This is a genomic window from Pseudoxanthomonas japonensis, assembly GCF_010093445.1.
Lineage (GTDB): Bacteria > Pseudomonadota > Gammaproteobacteria > Xanthomonadales > Xanthomonadaceae > Pseudoxanthomonas_A > Pseudoxanthomonas_A japonensis.
This window is the reverse complement of sequence record NZ_PDWW01000021.1, coordinates 19244-45229: the sequence shown is the minus strand read 5'-3', so window position 1 is coordinate 45229 and position 25986 is coordinate 19244. Positions and strand designations below refer to the sequence as shown.

The window sequence follows — 25986 nt, the reverse complement described above, 5'->3', positions numbered from 1 at the left end:
GGAGGAGGACCGATGAGAACGAACAAATCTGGCGAAGCGCACCGACGAAAGCTCTGCTCCACCCCTATTCCCCATTCCCTATTCCCTACTCCCGGCAGCCAGCCATGAAAATCAAACGCTTCGTCGCCCCCGACATGCGCACCGCCTTCGCGATGGTGCGGCAGGAACATGGCCCGGACGCGGTGATCCTGTCCAACCGGGTCACCGAGGACGGTGTCGAGATCGTCGCCGCCAGCAACTACGACGAAGCGCTGGTGCAGCGCACGCTGGACGCGATGCGCCCGGCCGCGCCCGCTGCGCCGCTGCATCCGCTGCTCGATCCGACGCCGCAGGCACCGGCCGCCAACGCGCCGACCCTGTCGCCGGCCGAAGCCGCGGCAAGCTATTTCTCCCGTCGCCAGCCCGCCGCATCGACCGCGCCGCGCGCCGAGGCGACGAAGCCCGCCCCCATCGCCCCTATCGCCGCGGCGCCTGCCCCGATTGCGCCGCCGCGCGCACCGGTGATCGCCGCGCCTGCGCAGGCCGCCGAGATTCCGGCACCGGTCGTGCGCGACATCGCGCCGCTGCTGATCGAACCCGAATCCTTCGCGGCCAAGCTTGCCGCCTGCCTGCCGGCCGCGCCCGCCATCGAACCCGCCGCGACCCCGCGCCGCCCTGCTGCCCCGCGCGGCGAGATCGACGACACGCTCGACCTCGATGCGCTGCTGCCGTCGATCGCACCGCCGCTGTCGCTGCCCGAACCGGAGCCGGCCCCGGTCGCGGCGCTGCACGCCACGCGCGTCACGGCCGCCGCCCCCACGCCGGCGCCCGCCGCCGTCACCGTGCCGACGCTGACGGTCGTCACCGACAACGCCGCCGATGCGCGCGAGAGCGACGAGCAGCTGGTGCAGATGCGCGGCGAGCTGTCCGCCATGCGCGAGATGATCGAGCGCGAAATGCACCGCCTCACCGACGAGCGCCTGCGCGGCTCGCCGGTGCGCATGCAGGCGATGGAACTGATGGAGGATTACGGCTTCGACGCCGGCATCACCCGCGACATCGCCCTGCAGATCCCCGCCGACACCGAACTGCACCGCGGCCGCGGCCTGATGCTGGGCCTGCTGTCGAAGAAGCTGCCGGTGCTCGACACCGACCTGCTGGAGACCGGCGGCGTCATCGCCCTGGTCGGCCCGACCGGCGCCGGCAAGACCACCACCATCGCCAAGCTGGCAGCGTGCTTCGCGCAGCGCCACAACGCCCGCGACGTGGCGCTGGTCACCACCGACACCGTGCGCGTCGGTGGCCGCGAACAGCTGCACGGCTACGGCCGCCAGCTCGGCATCGCCGTGCACGAGGCCGACAGCGCGCAGACCCTGGCGCTGGTGCTGGAACGCCTGCGCGACTACAAGCTGGTGCTGATCGACACCGCCGGCCTGGGCCAGCGCGACCGCAACCTGGTCGGCCAGCTCAACTGGCTGCGCGCGTCGGGCCAGGTCAAGACGCTGCTGTGCCTGCCGGCGAATTCGCACTTCTCCGACCTGGACGAAGTGGTCCGCCGCTTCAGCACCGTGCAGCCGCAAGGCGTGGTGCTGACCAAGCTGGACGAGACCGGTCGCCTGGGCAGCGCACTGAGCGTGGTCGTCGACCACCAGCTGCCGATGACCTGGGTGACCGACGGCCAGCGCGTCCCCGACGACCTCCACCGCGCCAACAGCGCCCACCTCGTGCTGCGGCTGGACCAGCTGCGCCGCGAAGCCGACGAACCCTGCTCCACCGAGGCCACCCATGTCGCCTGATCACCCGCTGCAGACCAACCCCCGCAGCACCCCGCCGTTGCCCGGCGCCTTCCATCCCGTGCGCGTCGTCGCCGTCACCGGCGGCAAGGGCGGCGTGGGCAAGACCAATGTGTCGGTCAACCTCGCCGTGTCGCTGGCCGAAATGGGCAAGCGCACGCTGCTGATGGACGCCGACCTCGGCCTGGCCAACGTGGACGTACTGCTCGGCCTGTCGCCGAAGTTCACCCTGGCCGACCTGATCGCCGGCCGTTGCGGCCTGGAGGACGTGCTGCTGGAAGGCCCCGAGGGCGTGCTGGTGGTGCCGGCTTCGTCGGGCTTCCGCCACATGGCCGAACTGACTCCGGCCGAGCATGTCGGCCTGGTCAACGTGTTCTCCGAACTGCAGCGCGCGCTCGATTTCATGGTGGTGGACACCGCCGCCGGCATCAGCGACAGCGTGCTGACGTTCTGCCAGGCCGCGCAGGACACCGTGGTGGTGGTCTGCGACGAGCCGGCCTCGATCACCGACGCCTACGCCCTGATCAAGGTACTGGCGCGCGAGCGCGGCCTGGACCGCGTGCACGTCATCGCCAACATGGTCCGCGACCCCAACGAGGGCCGGAAGCTGTACGAGAAGCTCGCCCGCGTCTGCGAACGCTTCCTCGGCGATGTCGCCCTGCATTACCTGGGTGCGGTGCCGCAGGACGACTGGCTGCGCCGCGCCGTGCAGCGCCAGCAGCCCGTCGTGAAGGCCTACCCTGGCAGCCCGTCCGCCCGCGCCATCACCGACATCGCGCGCACCACCGCGCGCTGGCAGCCGCCGGTGGGTGCGCGTGGCAACGTGGAGTTCTTCGTCGAACGCCTGATCCAGCGCGGGGTGGCCGCATGAACACCGCCGCCGCCCAGTACCGCGCCGTGCAACGCGCCAGCGCGAACGACTTCGTCACCCAGCACGCCGACCTCGTGCGCCGCATCGCCCACCACCTGGCGGCGCGCCTGCCGGCCAGCGTGGAAATCGACGACCTGGTGCAGGCCGGCATGATCGGCCTGCTGGAGGCCTCGCGCAGTTACGACGCCGAACAGGGCGCGTCGTTCGAGACCTATGCGTCCATCCGCATCCGCGGTTCGATGATCGACGAGATCCGCCGTGGCGACTGGGTGCCGCGCTCGGTGCACCGTCGCGCGCGCCAGGCTGCCGCCACCGTGCGCGAGATCGAACAGCGCACCGGCCGCGCCGCCATCGCCACCGAAGTCGCCAGCGCGATGGAGATGCCGCTGCCCGAATACCTGCGCCTGATGGAAGATGCCGCGCGCGGCCAGGTGCTGAGCCTGGAGTCGCACATCGACGACCACGGCGAACCGAACACCTCGCGTACCGGCGGCCCCTCGCCGCAGCAGAACCTCGAACGCAGCGAGTTCCGCCAGCAGCTGGTCAAGTGCATCGGCCAGCTGCCCGAGCGCGAGCAACTGGTGCTGTCGATGTACTACGAGCAGGAACTCAACCTGAAGGAGATCGGTGCGGTGCTCGGCGTCAGCGAGTCGCGCGTGTGCCAGATCCACGGCCAGGCGATGGTGCGCCTGCGCGGTCGCCTGCAGGTGTTCGAGAAGGCCGACGCCGGTCTCGAAGACGATGAGTGAAGAGGCGGGGAATCGGGAATGGGGAATGGGGAACGGAGCCCTGCGTCGTCTGCAGGTCAGCGTTGCTCCGGACGCGACAACACCGCCCACCTTCCCATTCCCTATTCCCTATTCCCGATTCCCCGCTCCCTAAACCTTTCCCGCCCCCGGCCGATATCCCCACCAGTCCCACCGTCCACGCAACACCGGAGCCTCCGTGACCAACAAGAACATGCGCATCCTGATCGTGGACGACTTCTCCACCATGCGCCGCATCATCAAGAACCTGCTCAACGACCTCGGCTACACCAACACCGCCGAGGCCGACGACGGCACCACCGCGCTGACCGCGCTGGGCCAGGGCAGTTTCGATTTCGTGGTCACCGACTGGAACATGCCCGGCATGACCGGCATCGAGCTGCTCAAGGCGATCCGCGCCGACGACCGCTTCAAGACGTTGCCGGTGCTGATGGTGACCGCCGAGGCCAAGCGCGAACAGATCATCGAGGCCGCGCAGAACGGCGTGAACGGCTACATCATCAAGCCGTTCACCGCGCAGACGCTGGAAGAGAAGCTGGGCAAGATCTTCGAACGCCTGGGAGCGGCCGCCTGATGAACGCCGTCGCCGACGCCACCAGTGCCCGCGCGGCGTTGGTGGAGAAACTTCAGAGCGCGCTCGACGCGCTGGAACACGGCGACGAAGCCGGCTGGCGCCGCGAACTGGATGCCATCGCCGCCTGGCGCACGCAGCCGATGATGCAGGGCCTGGGCCGCCTGGCCCGCGAACTGGCGCAGACGCTGGGCGAACTGCCGCCGCCGGAAGCCGGCGAGCTCGACGATGCCTGCGCGCGCCTGGACCATGTGGTCGAGATGACCGAGCAGGCCAGCCACAAGACCCTCGACCTGGCCGAACAATGCCGTGGCTATGCCACCGAGCTGAAAGGCACCGCGCTGTCGGCCGAACAGGCCGCGCTGGTGGACCGCATCGGCAAGGGGCTGTCCGAGATGGCGCTGGCGCAGAGTTACCAGGACCTGACCGGCCAGATCATCCGCCGCGTCGCCGGCATCGTGCGCCGCGTGCACGAGGGTTTCGGCGCGCTCGGCCTGCCGCCGCCGGAAAAAAACCGCGACAAGCCTTCAGAACTCGCCGGCCCGGCCGTTGCTGGTCTTGACCGCAACGCGTTCTCGCAGGACGACGCCGACGACCTGCTGTCCGGCCTGGGGTTGTAGCCCCGGGGGACGCGCGCTGCGGAACCGGAGACCTGCCATGCCCGCCGCCCGTCGTTCCCGCCACCCCGTCGTCCTGCTGTTCGTGGGATTGCTGCTGGTCTGCGATGTCGTGGTCGCGCGCTTCCTGCGCCGCCGCCACGGCAACGCGATGCCCCTGCTCGATTCCTCCCGCTGATCGTCCGCACCGGTAACCGCCCCGCCCATGTCCGCCGTCACGCCCGAAATCGCCGCCGACTTCCTGATCGAAGCACAGGAGATCCTCGACCGGCTGGGCGAACAGTTGGTGACGCTGGAACACGACCCTTCCGACAGCGGCCAGCTCAATGCGGTGTTCCGCGGCTTCCACACGCTGAAGGGCGGCGCCGGCTTCCTCGGCATCCAGGCCATGGTCAACCTCTGCCATGCCGCCGAGGAAACACTGGGGCTCGTGCGCGCGGGACAGGCGACGCTGGAAGCGCAACACTTCGACGCCGCCCAGCAATCGCTGGACTGGCTGCAGCAGATGTTGGACGCCGTCGGCGCCGGCGAGGAACCGCCGCACGCGCCGCAGGCGCTGATCGAGCAGTTCGACGTGCACGGCAGCACACCCGCACCGGCGCCGAAACCCGCGGCGGCAGCCGCACCGTCACCGCAGGCCGGCGGCGACCTGATCGGCGACGACGAGTTCGAGGCCCTGCTCGACCAGTTGCATGGCGGCGGCGCACCGACCAGCGTCGTGCCATCCGCACCCGTCGCGGCCGTCCCGGCGCCGGCGAAACCCGCGACGCCCAAGCCAGCGACCAAAGCCGGCGGCGAAGCCGAACAGACCATCCGCGTGGACACCAAGCGGCTGGATGCCATCGTCAATCTCGTGGGTGAGTTGGTGCTGTCGCGCAACCGCCTGAAGACCCTGCGCGCGCGCATCCGCGACGAGGAACTCGACCGCGCCGTCAGCAGCCTGGACATCGCCACCGCACGCCTGCAGACCGCGGTCATGCGCACGCGCATGCAACCGGTCGGCAAGGTGTTCTCGCGCTTTCCCAAGGTCGCGCGCGACGTCGCCCGCCAGTTGCAGAAGGAAGTCGACCTGGAACTGGTCGGCGCCGACACCGAGCTCGACCGCAACCTGGTGGAGGCGCTGGCCGATCCGCTGGTGCACCTGGTGCGTAACGCCATCGACCACGGCATCGAAGTGCCCTCGCTGCGCGAGGCCTGCGGCAAGCCGCGACAGGGCCACGTGCGCCTGTCGGCCCAGCAGGAAGGCGACTTCGTCACCATCGAGATCCGCGACGACGGCGCCGGCATCGACCCCGAACGCCTGCGCGCGAAGGCGCTGGAGAAGGGGCTGATCGACCCGGAGGCCGCCGCCCGCCTGACCCACGACGAATGCCTGCAACTGGTCTTCATGGCCGGCTTCTCGACCAAGGCCGTGGTCACCGACATCTCCGGCCGCGGCGTCGGCATGGACGTAGTGCAATCGCGCATCCGCGAACTCAGCGGGCAGATCACCATCCATTCCGACGTGGGTCGCGGCAGCCGCTTCGTCATCCGCGTGCCGTTGACGCTGGCCATCCTGCCCACGCTGCTGGTGCAGGCCGGCGACCCGGTCTACGCGCTGCCACTGGCGCGGGTGATGGAAGTGCTGCACGCGCCGTCCGAAAGCCTGCGCTGGTTCGACGGCCAGGCCGTACTCGACCGCCAGAGCCACACGCTGCCGCTGGTGGACCTGCGCCAATGGTTGCGCGTGGACCCGGTGATGGCGCCGCTGCTCACCATCGTGGTGCTGCAGATGGGCGAACAGCGCTTCGGCCTGATCGTCGACCAGGTGCGCGGGCGCGAGGAAGTCGTCATCAAGCCCCTGCCGCGCGCCGTGCGCGGCCTGCCCGGCTACGCCGGCGCCACCCTGATCGGCGACGGCCGCATGGCGCTGATCCTCGATGTAGACGGGCTGCGCGCGACGGCGTGACCCGCTGGCGGTCTGTGGAACCCGGGCTGTTGTGGGAGCGACGTAAGTCGCGAGCTCTTTCCTTCAGCCATCCAGACCCTGCTCCACGTCGTCTCGCGGCCATCGCGACTTACGTCGCTCCCACAGCAGAGATCCGGGTGTGATGCGGGTCGCGAGTCGCGTCGCCTCACACCCGCGCCACCTCAAGTCCACCTGAACCGGGCCGATAGATCGCTACATGGACATCTTCAGCCTCATCGGACTCCTGCTGGCGCTGGTCGCCCTGGTGGGCGGCAGCATCCTCAAGGGCGCGGGCCTGTCGTCGCTGTGGTCGTCGGCGGCATTCGTCATCGTCATCCTCGGCACCATCGCCGCGATCCTGGTGCACACGCCGCCGCCGGTGTTCAAGCGCGCCCTGGCGATCGTGCGCTGGATCATCCGTCCGCCCGGCACCGAAGGCGACGCGCTGGTCGCGCAGATCGTCGAATGGAGCAACATCGCCCGCAAGCAGGGCCTGCTGGGACTCGAGCCGGTCGTGAACCAGCTCGACGATCCGTTCCTCAAGAAGGGCCTCCAGATGCTGGTCGACGGCGTGGAGCCGGAGGCGATCCGCCACATGATGGAAATCGACCTCAACGGCCAGGAACACCAGGACCTGGCCGCCGCCAAGGTCTTCGAGGCGATGGGCGTGTATGCGCCCACGCTGGGCATCATCGGCGCGGTGTTCGGCCTGATCGCGGTGATGAAGAACCTGGCCGACCCCAGCAAGCTGGGCCACGGCATCGCCGCTGCGTTCACTGCGACCATCTACGGCATCGCCTCGGCCAACCTGTTCTTCCTGCCCATCGCCAGCAAGCTCAAGAGCGTGATCGGCGGCCGCAGCCGCGAGCAGGAAATGATCATCGAGGGCCTGATCGCCATCGCGCAGGGCGAGAACCCGCGCAACATCGAGGCCAAGCTGGCCGGCTTCCTGCACTGAGCCGGCGGGACGACGGCGATGGCACGCAGGAAGAAGCACGAAGAGCACGCCAACCACGAGGCCTGGGCGATTCCCTATGCCGACCTGATGACGCTGCTGCTGGCCTTCTTCGTGGTGATGTACGCCATCTCCACCGTCAACGAGGGCAAGTACCGGGTGGTGGCCGATTCGCTGACCGCCGCCTTCGGCGGTGCACCGCGCACGATCAATCCGGTGCAGGTGGGCAACCACCAGTTGCAGGGCGCGGACTACGACCGGCCGTCGCCGATCAAGTCCGGCGCCAAGAAGGGGCCGTCCGCGCCCTCGCCGTCGCCCAACGTCACCCTGCTGGCGGCGATGGCGTCGCAGATGAACATGTCGCTCGACGCCAAGGGCCTGCAGGCCGCACAGGGCGAACTCAAGCGCATCGCCGACGATCTCGAGCGCGCGCTGGCGCCGCTGATCGACGAGAAGCTGGTCACCATCAAGCGCTCGGCACTGTGGCTGGAAGTGCAGATCAACAGCGACATCCTGTTCGCCACCGGCTCCGCCGCGCTGGACCCCCAGGCCCAGCAGACCGTCGGCAAGCTCGCCGCGGTGCTCGGCAACGTGCCCAACTCGGTGCGGGTGGAGGGCTATACCGACGATCGCCCGATCCGCACCTCGCAGTTCCCTTCCAACTGGGAGCTGTCGTCCGCACGCGCGGCCAGCGTGGTGCACCTGTTCGTGCGCGACGGAATTCCGCCGGAGCGGCTGGCGATGATCGGCTACGGCGAGTTCCGCCCCATCGCCGACAACGCCACCCAGGAAGGCCGCAATGCCAACCGCCGCGTGCTGCTGATCATCCTGGCCAGTCCCACCGGTCCGGCACCGGACTTGCATGCACAGCAACAGGTCCCGCCGCCGTCGGTGATCTCGCTGCCGCCGCTGCCGGCCCACGCCGCGTCGCCCATGCCCGGAGCGCCGCCGGCGCCCCAGGTCCATGAAGGAGTCCAGTGATGCGCGTGTGGGCAATCGCCAACCAGAAAGGCGGCGTCGGCAAGACCACCACCACCCTCGCCCTCGGCCGCGGCCTGGCCATGCGCGGCCATCGCGTGCTGCTCGTCGACCTCGATCCGCATGCGTCGCTGACGCGCGCCTTCGGTGTCGCCACCGACCCGCAGCCGACCGGCGTGCTGGACCTGTTCGACGAACAGCCGCCGACGCTGGCCAGCGTGGCGCGCAGCACCGAGATCGAGAACCTCTCCTTCGTCGCCGCGCAGACGCCGCTGGCGACGCTGGAACGCCGCAGCGCGACCCAGCCGGGCCTCGGCCTGGCACTGTCCAATGCACTGGCGCGCGGCGGTCATGCCTGGGACCACGTGCTGTTCGACTGCCCGCCCACACTCGGCCTGCTGATGGTCAACGCGCTGGCCGCGGCCGACCACGTCATCATCCCGACACAGACCGAGCCGCTCGCGCTGCACGGCCTCAAGGGCATGTGCCGCACGGCGGAGATGATCCAGCGCTCGCGTCACCGCGAACTGCCGGTCTCGATCCTGCCCACCCTGTACGACAAGCGCACGCGCACCGGCGCCGACACGCTGAAGGCCATGCAGGACGAATACGGCGAACGCGTCTGGAACGACGCCATCCCCAACGACACCCGCATCTGCAGCGTCGACGTGCTGACGCGCTCCAGCCCCGCCGCGGCCTACCCGGGCCGTGGACTGTCGGCCTACCGGCGCGCGCTCGACTGGCTGCTGCTGACCGAAGCCCGCGACACGGAACAGGCCGCATGACCACCCCCGCCGTCCTCGACGACTACCTGCTCGACCTGCTCGGCGACGTCGCCGCGCCGCCGGCACAGGCCGCCGAGCCGGTGGCCGCTGCGCCTGCCGTCGATCCCGGACCGGTCGCTGCGCCCGCACTGGCCGTTGCACCGGTACGCGCCGGCAGCGAAGCCGACCTGATCACCGACGACGAATTCGAGGCCCTGCTCGACACCCTGCATGGCGACGCCGCACCGGGCGCGACGATCGCCGATCCGGCGCCGCCAGCCTCTGCGCCTGCTCCCGCGCCATCGCTCGCGGTCGCGCCCGTGCGCGCCGGCAGCGAAGCCGATCTGATCAGCGACGATGAGTTCGAAGCCCTGCTCGACGAACTGCATGGCGACGGTGTGCCGACGGCCGTCGTGGCCGCGCCCGTCGCAGCGGCGGCCACCGCTCCCGCGCTTGCCGTGACGCCGGTCCGCGCAGGCGCGGACATGATCGACGACGACGAGTTCGAAGCCCTGCTCGACGACCTGCACGGCGGCGCCGCGCCGACCTCGCGTGTCGCAGCACCGGCAGCGGTGTCTGCGCCGGCTCCATCGCCGGCCAGGCCCGCCGCACCCGTGCCCTATGCGGCCGTGCCGCTGCCGGCCAAGCCCTTCATGCAGACGCCGATCGACACCGGCGAGCGTCGCCGCGCGACCGAACGCAAGACCCGCTGGCTGCGGCTGCGCTGCGACCAGCAGCACTACGCGCTGGAACTGCTGAAGGTGCAGGAAGTCGTGCGTCCCGCCACCCTGCTGCCGCTGCGCGGCGCCGCCCCGCACATGCTGGGCGTGATGAACCTGCGCGGCCAGGTGGTGCCGGTGATCGACCTGGGCCTGTACCTGGGCCGGCGTGCGATCGAGCCCGACACCATCACCCGCATCGTGGTGCTGGAAGAACACGGCGAGACCCTGGGCCTGCGCGTGACTGCGGTCGAGGACGTCGCCAACCTCACCGACCAGCAGATCGAATCGCCCGACAACGCACGCGTCGGCCGCATGTCCAATCCGCTGTTCCGCGGCGTCGCACGGCTCAACGAGTGCGCGGTGATCCTGCTGGACGCCTCGCGGATACTGCAGTGAAGCGAGCAACGAGTGGAGAGGAGTGGGAAGTGAGGAAAAGCAGACGCCCAGCCCCTCCTCGCTCCTCTCCCTCATTCCCCGCTTTATCCAACTCCGTCACACATTCACACCCATCCCTCAAGAGCGGCTCTGCCGCGCCGATACCTCGTTAGAGCCGCCTTTCCGGAGACACGATGAGCGCTGTGCCATTGGGTGACGACCTCGGTATCGAGGCCGCCACCGACCTCAAGCAGCACCTGGCCCCGCACGTCGCGCAGCCGGAACCGCTGGCGCTGGACGCCGGCACCGTGCAGCGCGTGCATACCGCCAGCCTGCAGGTGCTGTGCAGCTTCGTGCGCCAGCGCGAGCAGGCCGGCCTGGCCACCGATTTCAGTGCGGTCAGCCAGAACTTCCGCGACGCCGCGCGCCTGCTCGGCCTCGCGCCCCAGCTCGGGCTGGCCAACGACAACGAACACAACACGCAACAAGTGGAGAACGCCGCATGAGCGCACGCATTCTGGTAGTGGACGATTCGGCCTCGATGCGACAGATGGTCGCCTTCGCCCTGAGCTCGGCGGGTTTCGCGGTGGATGAAGCCGAAGACGGCCAGGTGGCGCTGGGGCGCGCGCAGGGACAGAAATTCAATGCCGTCGTCACCGACGTCAACATGCCCAACATGGACGGCATCTCGCTGATCCGTGCGCTGCGCGGCCTGCCGGACTACAAGTTCACGCCGATGCTGATGCTGACCACCGAGTCGGCTGCCGACAAGAAGGCCGAAGGCAAGGCCGCCGGCGCCACCGGCTGGCTGGTCAAGCCGTTCAACCCGGAACAGCTGGTCGCCACCGTCCAGAAAGTCCTGGGCTGATCCCACCCTCCTCCGCTTCCCTTCCGACCGCACCAGGGCACCGTCGCAATGAACATGGACATGCAGCGCTTCCACGCCACGTTCTTCGAGGAAAGCCGCGAAGGACTGGAAGCCATGGAAGCCGGCCTGCTGTCGCTGGAACAGGGCAACCGCGACGGCGACCTGATCAACTCCATCTTCCGCGCCGCGCACTCCATCAAGGGCGGCTCGGCGACGTTCGGCTTCGATGCCATCGCCGGCATGACCCACGTGCTGGAAACGCTGCTGGATGAACTGCGTGCCGGCCAGCGTGCGGTCAGCCCGCCCGCCGTCGACGCCATGCTCGCCTCCGTCGACGTGCTGCGCACCCTGCTGGCCGAAGCCGAACACGGTACGCCGGCCGATCCCGCTGCCGTGCAGGCCATGAAGGACCGCCTCAACGCGGTGCTGTCCGGCCAGGATGCGCCAGCTGCCGCCGCCTCACCCGCCACCGCAGCGGTCGCCGATGCCGAACCCGACGGCTGGAAGATCGGCTTCACCCCGGCGCCGTCGCTGTTCATGAGCGGCAACGATCCGCTGCGCATCCTGCGCGAACTGGAACACCTCGGCCCGCTGGAGATCGCGTGCCGCATGGAACGCCTGCCCGGCTTCGAGCAGATCGATCCGCTGGAAGCCTACCTGGCGTGGGATCTCGGCCTGATCGGCAAGGTGCCGCGCAGCGCGGTGGATGACGTGTTCGCCTGGGTCGTCGACGACTGCGAACTCGACATCCAGCCGATGCAGCGCACCGCCGTGCCGGGCGAGGCCGTTGCCGTCGCCGCGCAACCGGTGACCGCCGTCGCCGCGAGTGGCGCACAGGCGCCTGCCGCAGCTGCCACGCCGGCCGCCAACGATGCCGCCGAAACCTCCATCCGCGTCAGCGTCGACAAGATCGACGGACTGATCAACCTGGTCGGCGAACTCGTCATCACCCAGGCCATGCTGAAGCAGGTCTCCGGCCTGCTCGACCAGGCCCAGTGCGAGCGCCTGTTCGCCGGCCTGGATCTGCTGGAACGCAACACCCGCGACCTGCAGGAAGCCGTCATCGGCGTGCGCATGCTGCCGGTGGACGCGGTGTTCCGCCGCTTCCCGCGCCTGGTCCGCGACCTGTCCGCGCGCCTCGGCAAACAGGTGCGTCTGCGCACCGTCGGCGAAGGCACCGAACTGGACAAGGGCCTGATCGAACGCATCGCCGATCCGCTGGTGCACCTGGTGCGCAACTCGATCGACCATGGTCTCGAGATGCCCGACGTGCGTGCGCAGGCGGGCAAGGACGAGACAGGCACCATCACGCTGGCAGCCTCGCACCAGGGCGGCCATATCGTCATCGAAGTCAGCGACGACGGCCGCGGCCTCAACCGCGACCGCATCCTCGCCAAGGCGGCCGAACGCGGCCTCGCCGTACCGGAGAACCCGACCGACGCGCAGGTCTGGGACCTGATCTTCCAGCCGGGGTTCTCCACTGCCGAAGCCGTCACCGACCTGTCCGGTCGTGGCGTCGGCATGGACGTGGTCCGCCGCAACATCCAGGCGCTCGGTGGCGAAGTGCAGCTCGAGAGCGCCGCCGGCCACGGCACCCGTGTGGTGATCCGCCTGCCGCTGACGCTGGCCATCCTCGACGGCATGGCCGTGTCGGTCGGCGACGAAACCCTGATCCTGCCCCTGACCTACGTGCTGGAAGCGCTCCAGCCCAAGGACGAAGACGTGCGCACGGTGGCCGGCGACGGACGCGTGCTGCGCGTGCGCGGCGAGTATCTGCCGATCGTCGCGTTGAACGAGTACTACCGCTACGGCGACCACCGCAACGCCGACCAACTGGTGGTGGTGGTGGAAGCCGATGGCCAGAAGCTGGCTCTGGAAGTCGACGAACTGATCGGCCAGCAGCAGGTCGTGGTGAAGAACCTCGAGAACAACTACCGCCGCATCGACGGTATCTCCGGCGCCACCATCCTCGGCGATGGCCGCGTCGCCCTGATCGTCGACGTCGGCGGCCTGGTGCGCACGCGCCGGATGCAGCAGGCCGCCTGAGCCCATTCCCCCGCGTTGCCTTCGCATGCGTCGCCCGCGCCGGGCGACGCCCGCTGGCGCACGCGCCTACACTATCGGTAACCGCATGAAGTACGCCCTCTCCATCCTCGCGCTCTCACTGCTGGCCGTACACGCCGGTGCGCTTGCCGACGACGGCAAGGCCAGCGCCAGCGCGTGGCCGCCGAAGATCACCTTCGCCGGCGGCACCGAGCTGAGCCTGGGCGGCAACCTGCAGTACGACCTCAACCGCTTCTCCGGCGAGGGCTACAACGGCGCCGCGCTGGACGACGACGACGCCTGGCGCCGTCAGGAGCTCGGCATCACCCTGCGCCGGAAGGGCGTGTACGACCTCGGCGTCACCTACGACTTCCACGCCAAGAGCTGGAACGACGTGGCGCTGCGGGTGGAGACCAAGGCATTGTTCGGCCGCGACGTCGGCAAGGTCCGCCTCGGCCAGATGAAGGTGCCGCTCGGCTTCGAAGGCAATACCGCCACGCGTGCAGTGAGCTTCCTGGAAGCGGCGCTGCCCACGCAGGCCTTCTACGAGAACCGCCGCAGCGGCATCGATTGGGCCTTCGAGCGCGAGCGCTACCTCGCCAACGCCGGTTACTTCTTCGAATCCGACCTGCTCGGCAACAACAAGGGCGACACCGCGGCGGTGCGCCTGGCATGGACGCCGCGCAAGGCCACCGGTGATGTACTGCACCTGGGCATCGCCGGGTCGCAGGAACGTCCGGACAGCGAGGTCAACGGACTCGGCGTGACCGTGCATCCCAGCGTGCGCTGGCGTGCGCGACCGGAGGCGGCACTCACCAGCGTGCGCCTGGTGGATTCGGGCACGCTCACCCGCGTGGACCGCATCGACCGCACCGGCCTGGAAGCGCTGTGGATCCACGGGCCATGGTCGCTGCAGGGCGAGTACCTGCGACAGAAGACCACGCGCGAGCTCGGCCTGCCGTCCTACTCGGCCGATGGCGGCTACGTGTTCGCCAGCTGGCTGGCGACCGGCGAGTCGCGTGGCTACAGCGGCGGCAATGTCGCCAACCCCAAGCCAAAGGGCACGTACGGCGCGCTGGAACTGTTGGCCCGCTACAGCCGCATCGACCTGGACAGCGACGGCATCGCCGGCGGGCGCGAGCACAACTGGACGCTGGGCGCCAACTGGTACCTGACGCCCTACTTCAAGTTCCAGGCCAACGTCGTGAAGACGGATGCCTCGCGCGGTGCGTTCTCCGCCGATCCGACCGTGTTCCAGCTGCGCGCCCAAATGCATTTCTGAGGCGTACGACACCGCGTCCCGCGCACCCGGTCACGGTCGGCGCGGGAAGCGGTGCACTTCCCCGCGTTCGCGCAGGCCACGCCGCCGAACGGTCGTAAAGAAGTGTCACATGAAGCCGTTACCCCGGGTGCAGACAGTGCGATACCGCGCTGCACCGGCGCGAGACCCCCTCTCTCCGACGCCCTTCGCAGCCCTGCCCTGTCGTGGATACCGGCCATTGGCTGGGCGTTGATGTTTTACCGGAGAGACTTCAGATGACCTGGTTCCAGAACCTGTCCATCGCCCGCAAGCTGGCGCTGGCCTTCACCATCACCACCGCGCTGACCCTGCTGCTCGGCGGCTTCTCATTGTGGCGGCTGAATGCCGGCGAGGCGCAGATCCGCGCGGTCAACGACAACTGGATGCCCGCCGTCCAGCATCTCGGCGAGATGCGCGCGCAGCTGGGCGAGTTCCGCACGTTCGAACAGGCGCAACTGACCAAGCAGGGCGATGCCGCCGAGCTCGCGGACTACGACAAGCGGCTGAAGGACACCCGCGCCAAGATCGACGCCGAAGAGGCCGGCTACAACGCGATCCCCGCCGAGTCCTCGCCGGAAGAACTGGCGCTGTACAAGAACGTCGAGGTTGCGCGTGCCGCCTACTTCGAGGCCCACGACCGCATCGCCGCCGCCATCGCGGCGGACGATTTCGAGACCGCCAAGGCGATTTCCGGCAGCGATTCGCGCAAGCTGCGTCGCGAGCTGTTCGACCACCTGAAGACGCTGTCGCAATACAACGTCGACAACCTGGCGAAGAACGTGGAAGCGTCGCGCAAGGCGCACGACCGCACCGTGTTGGCGCTGGTCGGCGGCCTGGTGCTGGTACTGGCGCTGGCGGGCCTGCTGGGCTGGAGCATCAGCCGCTCCATTTCGGGATCCGTCGGCGAGGCGCTGCGCACGGCCAACGACGTGGCCGCCGGCAAGCTCGACGGCAAGATCGACACCTCGCGCACCGACGAGGTCGGCCAGCTGCTGTCCGCCATGCAGCGCATGCAGCGCCAGGTCGTGGCGCTGATCGCGGCCCTGGCCGAGATGACGCGCCGCCACGACGAAGGGAACATCAGTTTCCGCATCGACGACAGCGACTTCCCCGGCGACTATGGCCGCATGGTGCGCGACACCAACACCCTGGTCGCCCAGCACATCGGCGTGAAGATGCGCGCCGTGGACGTGATGCGCCGCTATGCGGTGGGCGACCTGTCGATGGACATGGATCGCCTGCCTGGCGAGAAGGCCGTCATCACCGAGGCGATGGACATGTGCAAGGCCAACCTGTCGGCGATCAACGGCGACATCAAGCGTCTGGCCACCGCCGCATCCGCGGGCGACTTCAGCCAGCGCGGCGACGCCGGGAAGTACGAGTACGATTTCCGCGAAATGGTCGACGGCGTCAATCGCCTGATGGAGACCACCGACACCAATCTCGGCGAGGTCTCCGAGATACTGAAGGCGATCGCCCGCGGCGACCTGACCGCGCGCATGGAGGGCGACTTCCATGGCGTGTTCGCGACCATGCGCGACGATGCCAATGCCACCGTCGCCCAGCTGACCGACATCGTCGGCCGCATCCAGGACGCCTCCGGCTCCATCAACACCGCCGCCGGCGAGATCGCCTCCGGCAACAACGACCTCTCGCGTCGTACCGAACAGCAGGCCGCCAACCTGGAAGAGACCGCCGCCTCGATGGAGGAACTGACCTCCACCGTGCGCCAGAACGCCGAATCGGCGCGCCAGGCCAACCAGCTCGCCATCGGTGCCGCCAGCGTGGCCTCGCAGGGCGGTGATGTCGTGGGCAAGGTCGTCACCACCATGACCGACATCGAACAGTCGTCCAAGAAGATCGCCGAGATCATCTCGGTCATCGACGGCATCGCCTTCCAGACCAACATCCTGGCACTCAACGCCGCAGTGGAAGCGGCGCGTGCCGGCGAGCAGGGCCGTGGCTTCGCCGTCGTGGCGAGCGAAGTGCGTACCCTCGCCCAGCGCTCCGCCAATGCGGCCAAGGAGATCAAGGGCCTGATCGAGAATTCGGTGGAGAAGGTCTCCGATGGCTCGGCGCTGGTGAACCAGGCCGGTGCGACCATGGCCGAAATCGTGGCCAGCGTGCAGCGCGTGACCGACATCATGGCCGAGATCTCCGCCGCCTCCCAGGAACAGTCCGCCGGCATCGAGCAGGTCAACCAGACCATCACCCAGATGGACGAAGTGACCCAGCAGAACGCCGCGCTGGTGGAGGAAGCCACCGCCGCCGCCCGCTCGATGGAAGAGCAGGCGCAGGCGCTGACGGAGTCGGTCTCGGTGTTCAAGCTGCGGGGCGCGGTGACCGCTCCGGTACGCACGGTCATTGCGGCGGCAGCGGTCGTCGCCACGCCCAAGGCGAAGCCCGCCGCCAAGGCCGTCGCCCGCAAGCCCGCGCGCACGCCGGAACCTGCGCTGGCCGACGGAGACTGGCAGGAGTTCTGAGCTCGCCCCCAGGCCATCCAGCGTTCGCGTCAAGCACACGGCCCGGCATGTCCGGGCCGTGTGCGTTGAGCGGAGGACACCGCTCAACGTACACGCGTTTACCGTTCGTCGGGGAAACTCTGACGCAGCGCTCAATTTGGTGGGTGTAACGCCGATACCGGTCTGGATACCTCAACCACCTCCCTGCCCCATGACCCGACTCGCGCGTCTTTCCCTTGGCAGCAAACTCTCCCTCCAGGTCACCGTCGCCGTCGCGGTGGTACTCGCCCTGCTCGCGTTCGTGGTGCAGCGGCAGTCCAGCGGCGCCATCCAGGAGCGTGCGCTCGCCGACCTGGATGTGGCCGCGCAGGTCATGCTGGAATCCGTCGCGCTGTACGACAGCACGCTGACCGACGCCACGCAGCGGATGGCGCGCAGCTTCCGCGCGTCGCTGCCTTCGGGCGACGTGTCGGTGGACACGGCCGCCAGCGCGCCCATCGGCGATGTCGAGGTGCCCGCGCTGCGTTTCGGCGAACAGACGATGAACCTCGACTTCACCCACGTGGACCGGTTCACCGACGCCACCGGCGTGGTCGCCACGCTGTTCGTGCGCCAGGGCGACGACTTCATCCGCGCCACCACGTCGCTACGCAATACCGAGGACGAGCGCGTCATCGGTACCGCGCTCGACCATAAGCACCCGGCGTATGCGCTGATGCTGGAAGACAAGCCGTACACCGGACGCGCACGGCTGTTCGGCCGCGACTACATGACCCATTACCAGCCGCTGCAGGATGCCGGAGGCAGGACCGTCGGCATCCTGTTCGTCGGCCAGAACTACGGTGACGGACTGGCGGCGCTGAAGGACAAGCTGCGCACGACGCAACTCGGCAAGGCCGGCTACTTCTTCGTCGTCGATCTGGCCGAGGGCGACCACCAGGGCACGCTTGCGGCGCATCCTGCCAGCCAGGAATCCCCCTACACCGACGTGGTCGACGCCGGCTCCGTGCCGGCGATGAACGCGCTGCTCGACCAGGACAAGGGCCATGCGGTCCTCGACATCGCACCCAGGGCCGGCGAACCGGCCGTGCCCGCTCTGGTGGCGGTCCAGCGTTTCGCCCCGTGGAAATGGGCGCTGGTCGCCGTGGAGCCGCGCGACAACGTGCTGGCCGCCAGCCGCTCGCTGACGGTGGCGATCCTCGCGCTGTCGCTGCTCGCACTGGTCGTGATCGGCGTGCTCACGGCGGTCGGCGTGCGTCGCGTCGTCTCGCGTCCGCTGCGCTCGGCGGTCGCCATCGCCAAGGACGTCGCCGCCGGCCGGCTGGACGGCAGGATCGAGACCTCGCGTACCGACGAAGTCGGCCAGCTGATGTCCGCGATGCACGAGGTGCAGACCCAGGTGGTGTCGGTGATCGCCGCGCAGAGCGAGATGACGCACCGCCACGACGAAGGCAACATCAGTTTCCGCATCGACGACAGCGCGTTCCCGGGCGAGTACGGACGCATGGTGCGCGATACCAACGCGCTGGTCGCTGCGCACATCGCGGTGAAGATGCGTGCGGTCGGCATCATGCGACGCTATGCCGACGGCGACCTGTCGGAAGACATGGACCGCCTGCCAGGTGAAAAAGCGTTCATCACCGAAACGCTGGATGCCTGCAAGACCACACTTTCGGCCATCAACGGCGAGATCAAGCGCCTGGCCATGGCGGCTTCGGCCGGCGACTTCAGCCAGCGTGGAGAGGTCGAAAAATACCGGCACGACTTCCGCGACATGGTCGGCGGACTGAATCACCTGATGGAGACCACCGATGACAACCTGGCCGAGGTCTCCCGACTGCTGAAGGACATCGCCCGCGGCGACCTGACCACGCGGATGGAAGGCGACTTCCATGGCGTGTTCGCGACCATGCGCGACGATGCCAATGCCACCGTCGTCCAGCTGACCGACATCGTCGGCCGCATCCAGGATGCCTCCGGCTCCATCAACACCGCGGCCGGCGAGATCGCCAGCGGCAACAACGACCTCTCGCGCCGCACCGAGCAGCAGGCGGCGAACCTGGAAGAGACCGCCGCCTCCATGGAGGAACTGACCTCGACCGTGCGCCAGAACGCCGAGTCGGCGCGTCAGGCCAACCAGTTGGCCATCGGTGCGGCGTCGGTGGCCTCGCAGGGCGGTGACGTGGTCGGCAAGGTCGTCACGACCATGACCGACATCGAACAGTCGTCGAAGAAGATCGCCGAGATCATCTCGGTCATCGACGGCATCGCCTTCCAGACCAACATCCTGGCGCTCAACGCGGCCGTTGAAGCCGCACGTGCCGGTGAACAGGGCCGCGGCTTCGCCGTCGTGGCGAGCGAAGTGCGCACGCTGGCCCAGCGTTCTGCCAACGCCGCCAAGGAGATCAAGGGCCTGATCGAAACCTCGGTCGACAAGGTTACCGACGGTTCCGCGCTGGTGAACCAGGCCGGCGCGACGATGGCCGAGATCGTGGCCAGCGTGCAGCGCGTGACCGACATCATGGCCGAGATTTCGGCGGCGTCGCAGGAGCAGTCGTCGGGCATCGAGCAGGTCAACCAGACCATCGTGCAGATGGACGAGACCACCCAGCAGAACGCTGCGCTGGTGGAAGAAGCCACCGCCGCCGCGCGCTCGATGGAGCAGCAGGCACAGGCGCTCAGCACGTCCGTCGCGGTGTTCAAGCTGCATGCGGACGACCGCACTGTCCGCAGGACGTCCACGCACGTCCCACCCGCGGCGCGGCGCAGTGTCGAACAGAAGCAGGTCCGCGCCATCCCGGTGCGCGTGCCGGCGCCCGTACTCGCCGACGGCGACGACAACGGCGGGCGGGAGTTCTGACCCCAGGCCTCGCGCCCCGCCGCAGGCATCGCCTCCACGACGGCCCGGCATTGTCCGGGCCATCTGCTTTTTCGCGATTATGGCGTCGCCAGACGTTATGCAAGTTACTGATAAACAGGGAAATATGTGATTCAAGCGCCTGCCGGTCGGGCCGATAGCTACGGAGCCACCGGCCCGATGACGGACCGGATCCACCCGACCTGGTGACTTCCCATGCCGCACGCACACCGCTTCCTCCCCCTGATCCTGCTCGCCATCGCCGTCGCGATCGCCGATGCGCGGGCCGCCGAACCCATCGCCACCGACCGCCCCGACTTCGTCGAATCCAGCCAGACCGTGGGCGCGCATCGTGTCCAAGTCGAAACCAGCGTCGCATGGGAGCAGGACGGCGACGCGCGCACGTTCGCCACCCCCACGCTGCTGCGCCTCGGTGTTTCCGACCACTGGGAACTCCGCCTGGAGGGCGACGGCTGGCTGCGCAGCACGACGGACGGCGAGCGCGAAAGCGGCTTGGCCGATGTCTCGGTCGGTGCCAAGTACCACGTCGCCGGCTCCGGCGAACGCGGGCCGTCGCTGGCCTGGCTGGTGCACGCCGACCTGCCCAGCGGCGACCGCGCGTTCCGCGGGCACGGCGTTCGTCCGTCGGTGCGCTTCGTCGCCGAGTGGGAACTGGCCAACGACTATTCCCTCGGCGTGATGCCCGGCCTGGTACGCGAAAGCGACGACGAGGGCCGCCGCTACACCGCCGGCATCCTCGGCGTGGTCGTCGGCAAGGCGTGGACGGACCGGTTCCGCACGTTCGCCGAAGTCGCGCTCCCGCAGATCGCACGCGCGAACGACGGCGGCACCATCGCCACGCTGGACCTGGGCGGCGCTTGGCTGCTCAACGACGACGTGCAACTCGACCTGGCGTACAGCGCAGGCCTCAATCGCCGCACGCCCGACCACGCCGTGACCGTCGGCGTGTCGGCACGCTTCTGACCGTCACCGCCCCGACCGGACAACCACCATGAAGACCACCCACATGCTCGCCACGCTGATCGCCGCCGCCCTCCTGGGGCTGGTGGCGATGGGCGTGATCGGCCATCTCGGCCAGCGCGACCTGCTGGCGTCGCTGGAAGACCAGAGCGCCAGTGCGCTCTCGCTGCGCCATCACATGCAGGCCGACATGATACACGACGCGCTGCGCGGCGACGTGCTGGCCGCGATGCTCGCCGGAGGCAAGGACGACACCGCCGGCGTCGCGTCGGCACGGCAGGCCTGGCAGGAACACGCGGCCACGTTCCGCGAGGCGATCGCCGCCAATGCACAGGCGAAGCTGCACCTCGATGCCGCCACGGCCGGGACGATGCAGGAGATCGGCCCGGCGCTGGATGGCTACATCGGCCACGCCGGCACCGTGATCGGCCAGGTGGAGGAAGGCGCCGCCACCGTCGACCGGACCTATGCCGACTTCATCGCCAGTTTCGAGGATCTCGAAACGCGCATGGCGGCGATCAGCGACGGCATCACCGCCGCCGACCGCGTCGCGCATGCCGAGGCGGATACCCGCGCCGCCGGCGTCGCGCGCCGGCAATGGCTCAGCGCGGTGCTCGCCATCCTGGCGCTGTCGGCGCTGGGTGGCTGGATCGCACGTGCACTGCGCCGTCAACTCGGCGGCGAACCCGCCGACGTGGCGGATATCGCACGCCGCATCGCCGCCGGCGACTTCAGCCGGAGTGTCGCGCTGCGGGACGGCGATCGCGGCAGCCTGGCGCACAGCATGCAGCAGGTGCAGGAACAGGTGCAGGCGGTGATCGTGGCGCAGCGCCACATGGCGGAACGCCACGAGCAGGGCACGATCAGCTACCGGATGGACGAAGCCGCGTTCCCCGGCGACTACGGACGCATGGTGCACGACACCAATGCACTGGTGGCCGCGCACGTCGACATGAAGATGCGGCTGGTCGACCTGATGCAGCGCTACGCCGTCGGCGACCTCTCGGCCGACATGGATCGACTGCCCGGCGAGAAGGCGGTGATCACCGAAGCGATGGACATGTGCAAGGCCAACCTGTCGGCGATCAATGGCGACATCAAGCGCCTCGCCGCAGCCGCGGCCGAAGGCGACTTCTCCCAGCGCGGCGACGTGGCGCAGTACCGCCATGACTTCCGCGAGATGGTCGCCAGCGTCAATTCGCTGATGGAGAGCACCCACGGCAACCTGGGCGAGGTCTCGGCGCTGCTGCAGGCGATCGCCCGCGGCGACCTGACCGCACGGATGGAAGGCGACTTCCACGGCGTGTTCGCCACCATGCGCGACGACGCCAATGCCACCGTCGCCCAGCTGACCGACATCGTCGGCCGCATCCAGGACGCCTCCGGCTCCATCAATACCGCCGCCGGCGAGATCGCCTCCGGCAACCTGGATCTCTCCCGCCGTACCGAACAGCAGGCCGCGAATCTCGAAGAAACCGCGGCCTCGATGGAGGAACTGACCTCCACCGTGCGCCAGAACGCGGAGTCCGCGCGCGAGGCCAACCAGTTGGCGATGGGCGCCGCTTCGGTGGCCTCGCAGGGCGGCGATGTCGTCGGCAAGGTCGTCGCCACCATGTCCGACATCCAGCAATCGTCGCGACGGATCGCCGACATCATCTCGGTGATCGACGGCATCGCCTTCCAGACCAACATCCTGGCGCTGAATGCCGCCGTGGAAGCGGCACGCGCCGGCGAGCAGGGCCGCGGCTTCGCCGTCGTCGCCTCGGAAGTGCGCACGCTCGCCCAGCGCTCGGCCAATGCGGCCAAGGAGATCAAGGGCCTGATCGAAACCTCGGTGGACAAGGTGGCCGAAGGATCGACACTGGTCGACCAGGCCGGCACGACGATGAGCGAGATCGTGTCCTCGGTGCAACGCGTGACCGACATCATGGCCGAGATCTCCGCCGCGTCGCAGGAACAATCCGCCGGGATCGAGCAGGTCAACCAGACCATCACCCACATGGATGAAGCGACCCAGCAGAACGCCGCACTGGTGGAAGAAGCCTCGGCTGCCGCCACGTCGATGGCGGAACAGGCGCGCGCGCTCGCCGAGTCGGTCGCCGTGTTCACGCTGGACACCACCATCAGCGCACCGGTGCGTCACGCCATTGCAGCCGCCACCCATGGCAAGGACTCGCCCGCCGCGCCAGCCGCGAAACCCAGTGCCGCCGCCCGCAGGCCGGCACCCGGCAAGACCGATCCGACCTTCGCCAACGACAGCGAGTGGCAGGAGTTCTGATCGGCGGCCTTCCGTTCCACCCCACGGCCCGCTGCTCGCGGGCCGTGTGCGTTCGGGGATGAGGGCTACCTCCGCGCTACACGCCACGCCCGCGGCGGGTCACACCGGCCGCGACAGGTCGGCGGTGCTCAAGGCCCCGATGCCTCGAAAAGCAGATCGTGGTAGTCGTAGCTGAAGTCCGCCAACGGAGACACCGCCTTCATCGTGATGCGCCGCGCCCGCCCTTCGGCATCGAGCGAGAACGTCATGTAGGCCGGCTCGATCGATGCATCATCCCAGTCCACGCGGAACGTGTCGTACTGCCAATGACTCAGCGTGCCCGCCATGTTGGGCGTCTGCCGGAAGTCGACGCGCAGCTTGCCGGCATGCTCCGCGACGGTGATCGGGCCGTACCACGCGTCCCGGTAGTCGCCTGCGTAGCCGGCGGGCTTCAGCGAGGGCCGCGACGCGGCGTTGCGCGCGGCGCCCTTCATGCCCTGCAGCGCCTCCAATCCGCCGGCCAACCGCGCCTGGTTCCAGGTGGAGAACGCCCCGACCCAGTCGCGCGCCTCGAAGCCCAGATAGTGGTCGAGCAGTTCGTAACCCAGCCCGCGCATCACCTCGACGTCCTCCGAATTGATCTGCAGCGCGATGCCGAGATTGCGCTCGGGCACCATCACCACGAAGGCGAGCACGCCGAACACCGCACCGCCGTGCTGCACCACCTTGACGCCGCGGTAGTCCTGCACGTTCCAGCCATAGCCGTAACCGGAGAACTGCGGGGTCATATCGGTGATCGGTGCGGGATACGGGTGGATCGGAATCGTCACCTGCGGCGTCCACATGGCGCGCGCGGAGGCTTCGCTGTAGAGGCGTCCCTTGCCGTCGGGCAGCGCGCCGAGCGCAAGCTGCACCTGCATCCAGCGTGCGAAGTCCTTGGCGCTCCACGACAGGCCCCCGGCCGGCGCACCGACCTGCCCCAAACCTTCGCGCTCGGGCAACACCTGCTGCGGCCCCAGTCCGCGCAGGCGGGCGTCGAGCCGTGCGTGCGGCTGCACGCGGTTCGGGTTGGCGAAGCGGTCCTTCTCGTCGCTGACGGCGGTCGTCATGCCGAGCGGCTGGAAGATGCGCGTGCGCACGAAGTCTTCCCACCGTTGTCCGCTGACCTGGGTGACCAGCTCGCCGGCGACGATGTAGAGGATGTTGTCGTACGCGTAGCCGCTGCGGAAACTCGTGGCGGGCTTGATGTGCCGCAGCGCGCGCACGATGTCGGCGCGGCTGCGCGAGGTGCGCGGAATGAACAGCAGGTCGCCGGCCCCGAGGCCGAGGCCACTGCGATGGAGCAGCAGGTCGGCGACGGTCATCTCGCGCGTGACCCAGGCGTCGTACATGCGGAAATCTGGCAGGTGGTCGGCCACCTTGTCGTCCCAGGCCAGCTTGCCGTCGTCGATCAGGATGGCGAGCGCCGCTGCCGTCACCGCCTTGCCGGTCGAGCCGGTCGGGAAGATCGTATCCGCATCCACCGGCTCGCTGCCGCCCAGCCGGCGCACGCCATAGCCTTTCGCGTGCACAATCTGCCCGTCCTTGACGATGGAAATCGCCATCCCCGGTACGTCGCGCGAGCGCATCGCCTGCTCGACCCGGGCGTCGAATCCGGCAGGCACCTGGGCACGGACCGGTGACGCGACGCACAGCAACGCGACCACGGTGGATGCGAAGACGGTTTTCAGGGAGAGGTTCATCCACGATCTCCGGACAGGGTGGGCGCGGGCACGGCCAGCGCAGCAGGACCGCGCCACAGCCGCCAGACACCGACGGTCAGCAGCGGCAGGACATAGACCGCGAGGAACAGATAGGCCAGCCCGCGGTAGCCCTGGGCGATCAACGCCACCAGGCCGACGCGGTCGGCGATGAAGATCGAACCGACCAGCAGCACGCTGGCGATGGCCAGGCGCACGCGCTTGCCCATCCCGGCGCCCCGACGACTGCGCCAGGCATGCGCGATCCGCTCGTTGGCGGCATGCACGACGGCGGTGCCGCTTTCCAGCAGCGCGCTGAAGATCATCAGCTGGAACAGCACGTGGAAGACCGGCATGTCGAGCTGGCGCAGCATGAAGTCCGACGGCAACGCCTGGGCGCCGATCTGCGGATACCACGCCAGCATGCACAGGAAGAACAGCAGCCCCGGCAGCATCGCCAGAGGACCGGACAGCACGCCGGCGATCACCGCGTCGCGCCGGCCCAGAAAGTGGCGCACCAGCGGCAGCACGATCACCGCGCCGACGATGTTGTAGCCGGCATAGGTCAGGCCACCCTGCAGCCAGCCCGTCGTCGGCTGTGGCGCTGACAGCGTGGCCAGGGCCTGGTCGCCGAAGCCGGCCAGCACGACCAGCACGAACACCGCGTAGATGCCATAGAGGAACACGGACACCCACTTGAACAGCGCTTCGACGAGGTCGTTGCCGTACGCCGCGAACGCACCGATGCCCGCCATCAGCAGCAGCGTGCCGACCAGCTTCGGCCAACCCAGCATTGCGGCGAAGATCTCGCCGGCGGCCGCGCCGAACACGGCAAGGATCAGGACCATGAAGACCAGGTAGGCCAGTTCGAACACGAAGGCGAAGCGCCCGAGCAGCACGGCGAAGAAGCTGCGGTAGTCGACGCTGCGCGTGGCATGGGCCAGCACGAAGGTCAACGCGCAGACCAGGCTCCAGCACGCCATCGCCACCAGGATCGCCAGCATGCCGCCCTGCGGCCCACTGGGGATGAAGTATTCCGCCAGTTCCCGGCCGGTCGCGTAGCCGCCGCCGATCACCGCCGCCTTGAAGGCGAGCCCGGGCAGCACCCAGCGCTGGAACCGCGTCGAGGTCGTCGTCAT

Annotated in this window: 21 protein-coding genes; 19 read left to right on the top strand and 2 right to left on the bottom strand. The window is 68.8% G+C overall.

Annotated features, from left to right (window positions below):
- Window positions 1-104 precede the first annotated feature (104 nt).
- From flhF to CSC78_RS13810, 19 genes are all read left to right on the top strand, one after another.
- Window positions 105-1775 (top strand): flagellar biosynthesis protein FlhF, encoded by a 1671-nt coding sequence (flhF, locus tag CSC78_RS13900; RefSeq protein WP_162338462.1) that lies wholly within the window; start codon window positions 105-107, stop codon window positions 1773-1775.
- A complete protein-coding gene (locus tag CSC78_RS13895; protein ID WP_162338461.1) occupies window positions 1765-2643 on the top strand; it encodes a MinD/ParA family protein in 879 nt (292 codons plus the stop codon). The genes flhF and CSC78_RS13895 overlap by 11 nt, the downstream gene beginning before the upstream one ends.
- Complete coding sequence (locus tag CSC78_RS13890; RefSeq protein WP_162338460.1) at window positions 2640-3392, top strand: RNA polymerase sigma factor FliA; 753 nt, start codon at window positions 2640-2642, stop codon at window positions 3390-3392. The genes CSC78_RS13895 and CSC78_RS13890 overlap by 4 nt, the downstream gene beginning before the upstream one ends.
- 211 nt (window positions 3393-3603) lie before the next feature.
- Complete coding sequence (locus CSC78_RS13885) at window positions 3604-3984, top strand: chemotaxis response regulator CheY (protein ID WP_162338496.1); 381 nt, start codon at window positions 3604-3606, stop codon at window positions 3982-3984.
- The gene (locus CSC78_RS13880) at window positions 3984-4601 is read left to right on the top strand and encodes a protein phosphatase CheZ (protein ID WP_162338459.1); all 618 of its coding nucleotides are present in this window, start codon (window positions 3984-3986) and stop codon (window positions 4599-4601) included. Before CSC78_RS13885 ends, CSC78_RS13880 begins: the two co-directional genes overlap by 1 nt.
- A gap of 37 nt (window positions 4602-4638) precedes the next feature.
- Complete coding sequence (locus CSC78_RS13875) at window positions 4639-4776, top strand: hypothetical protein (RefSeq protein ID WP_162338458.1); 138 nt, start codon at window positions 4639-4641, stop codon at window positions 4774-4776.
- 27 nt (window positions 4777-4803) lie between these two features.
- Window positions 4804-6546 carry a chemotaxis protein CheA gene (locus tag CSC78_RS13870; RefSeq protein ID WP_162338457.1) on the top strand — a complete coding sequence of 581 codons (1743 nt, stop codon included), beginning with the start codon at window positions 4804-4806 and terminating at the stop codon, window positions 6544-6546.
- A gap of 217 nt (window positions 6547-6763) precedes the next feature.
- Window positions 6764-7504, top strand: coding sequence for a flagellar motor protein (locus CSC78_RS13865; protein WP_162338456.1), 741 nt, complete (start codon window positions 6764-6766; stop codon window positions 7502-7504).
- A gap of 18 nt (window positions 7505-7522) precedes the next feature.
- Complete coding sequence (motD, locus tag CSC78_RS13860) at window positions 7523-8482, top strand: flagellar motor protein MotD (protein ID WP_162338455.1); 960 nt, start codon at window positions 7523-7525, stop codon at window positions 8480-8482.
- Window positions 8482-9264 (top strand): ParA family protein, encoded by a 783-nt coding sequence (locus CSC78_RS13855; protein ID WP_162338454.1) that lies wholly within the window; start codon window positions 8482-8484, stop codon window positions 9262-9264. The genes motD and CSC78_RS13855 overlap by 1 nt, the downstream gene beginning before the upstream one ends.
- Window positions 9261-10361: a chemotaxis protein CheW gene (locus CSC78_RS13850; RefSeq protein WP_162338453.1), complete on the top strand. Its 1101-nt coding sequence runs from the start codon at window positions 9261-9263 to the stop codon at window positions 10359-10361. The genes CSC78_RS13855 and CSC78_RS13850 overlap by 4 nt, the downstream gene beginning before the upstream one ends.
- A 173-nt stretch (window positions 10362-10534) precedes the next feature.
- Complete coding sequence (locus CSC78_RS13845; RefSeq protein ID WP_162338452.1) at window positions 10535-10846, top strand: STAS domain-containing protein; 312 nt, start codon at window positions 10535-10537, stop codon at window positions 10844-10846.
- Window positions 10843-11208, top strand: a complete 366-nt coding sequence (locus CSC78_RS13840; protein ID WP_162338451.1) for a response regulator — start codon at window positions 10843-10845, stop codon at window positions 11206-11208. Before CSC78_RS13845 ends, CSC78_RS13840 begins: the two co-directional genes overlap by 4 nt.
- Window positions 11209-11256: 48 nt before the next feature.
- Complete coding sequence (locus CSC78_RS13835; protein WP_162338450.1) at window positions 11257-13254, top strand: chemotaxis protein CheA; 1998 nt, start codon at window positions 11257-11259, stop codon at window positions 13252-13254.
- Between the two features lie 85 nt (window positions 13255-13339).
- The gene (locus CSC78_RS13830; protein ID WP_162338449.1) at window positions 13340-14533 is read left to right on the top strand and encodes an OprO/OprP family phosphate-selective porin; all 1194 of its coding nucleotides are present in this window, start codon (window positions 13340-13342) and stop codon (window positions 14531-14533) included.
- A gap of 254 nt (window positions 14534-14787) precedes the next feature.
- Window positions 14788-17034 (top strand): methyl-accepting chemotaxis protein, encoded by a 2247-nt coding sequence (locus CSC78_RS13825; protein WP_162338448.1) that lies wholly within the window; start codon window positions 14788-14790, stop codon window positions 17032-17034.
- Between the two features lie 190 nt (window positions 17035-17224).
- On the top strand, window positions 17225-19873 hold the full coding sequence (locus CSC78_RS13820) for a Cache 3/Cache 2 fusion domain-containing protein (RefSeq protein WP_162338447.1): 2649 nt from the start codon (window positions 17225-17227) through the stop codon (window positions 19871-19873).
- Between the two features lie 213 nt (window positions 19874-20086).
- Window positions 20087-20854 (top strand): transporter, encoded by a 768-nt coding sequence (locus CSC78_RS13815; RefSeq protein WP_162338446.1) that lies wholly within the window; start codon window positions 20087-20089, stop codon window positions 20852-20854.
- Between the two features lie 28 nt (window positions 20855-20882).
- Entirely contained in the window at window positions 20883-23129 is a 2247-nt protein-coding gene (locus CSC78_RS13810; protein ID WP_274379365.1) for a methyl-accepting chemotaxis protein, read from the top strand.
- Window positions 23130-23257: 128 nt separating this feature from the next.
- Here the strand turns inward: CSC78_RS13810 and CSC78_RS13805 are convergent, their stop codons facing one another.
- Window positions 23258-24850, bottom strand: a complete 1593-nt coding sequence (locus CSC78_RS13805; protein WP_162338445.1) for a serine hydrolase — start codon at window positions 24848-24850, stop codon at window positions 23258-23260.
- A complete protein-coding gene (locus CSC78_RS13800; protein ID WP_162338444.1) occupies window positions 24847-25986 on the bottom strand; it encodes a YkvI family membrane protein in 1140 nt (379 codons plus the stop codon). The genes CSC78_RS13805 and CSC78_RS13800 overlap by 4 nt, the downstream gene beginning before the upstream one ends.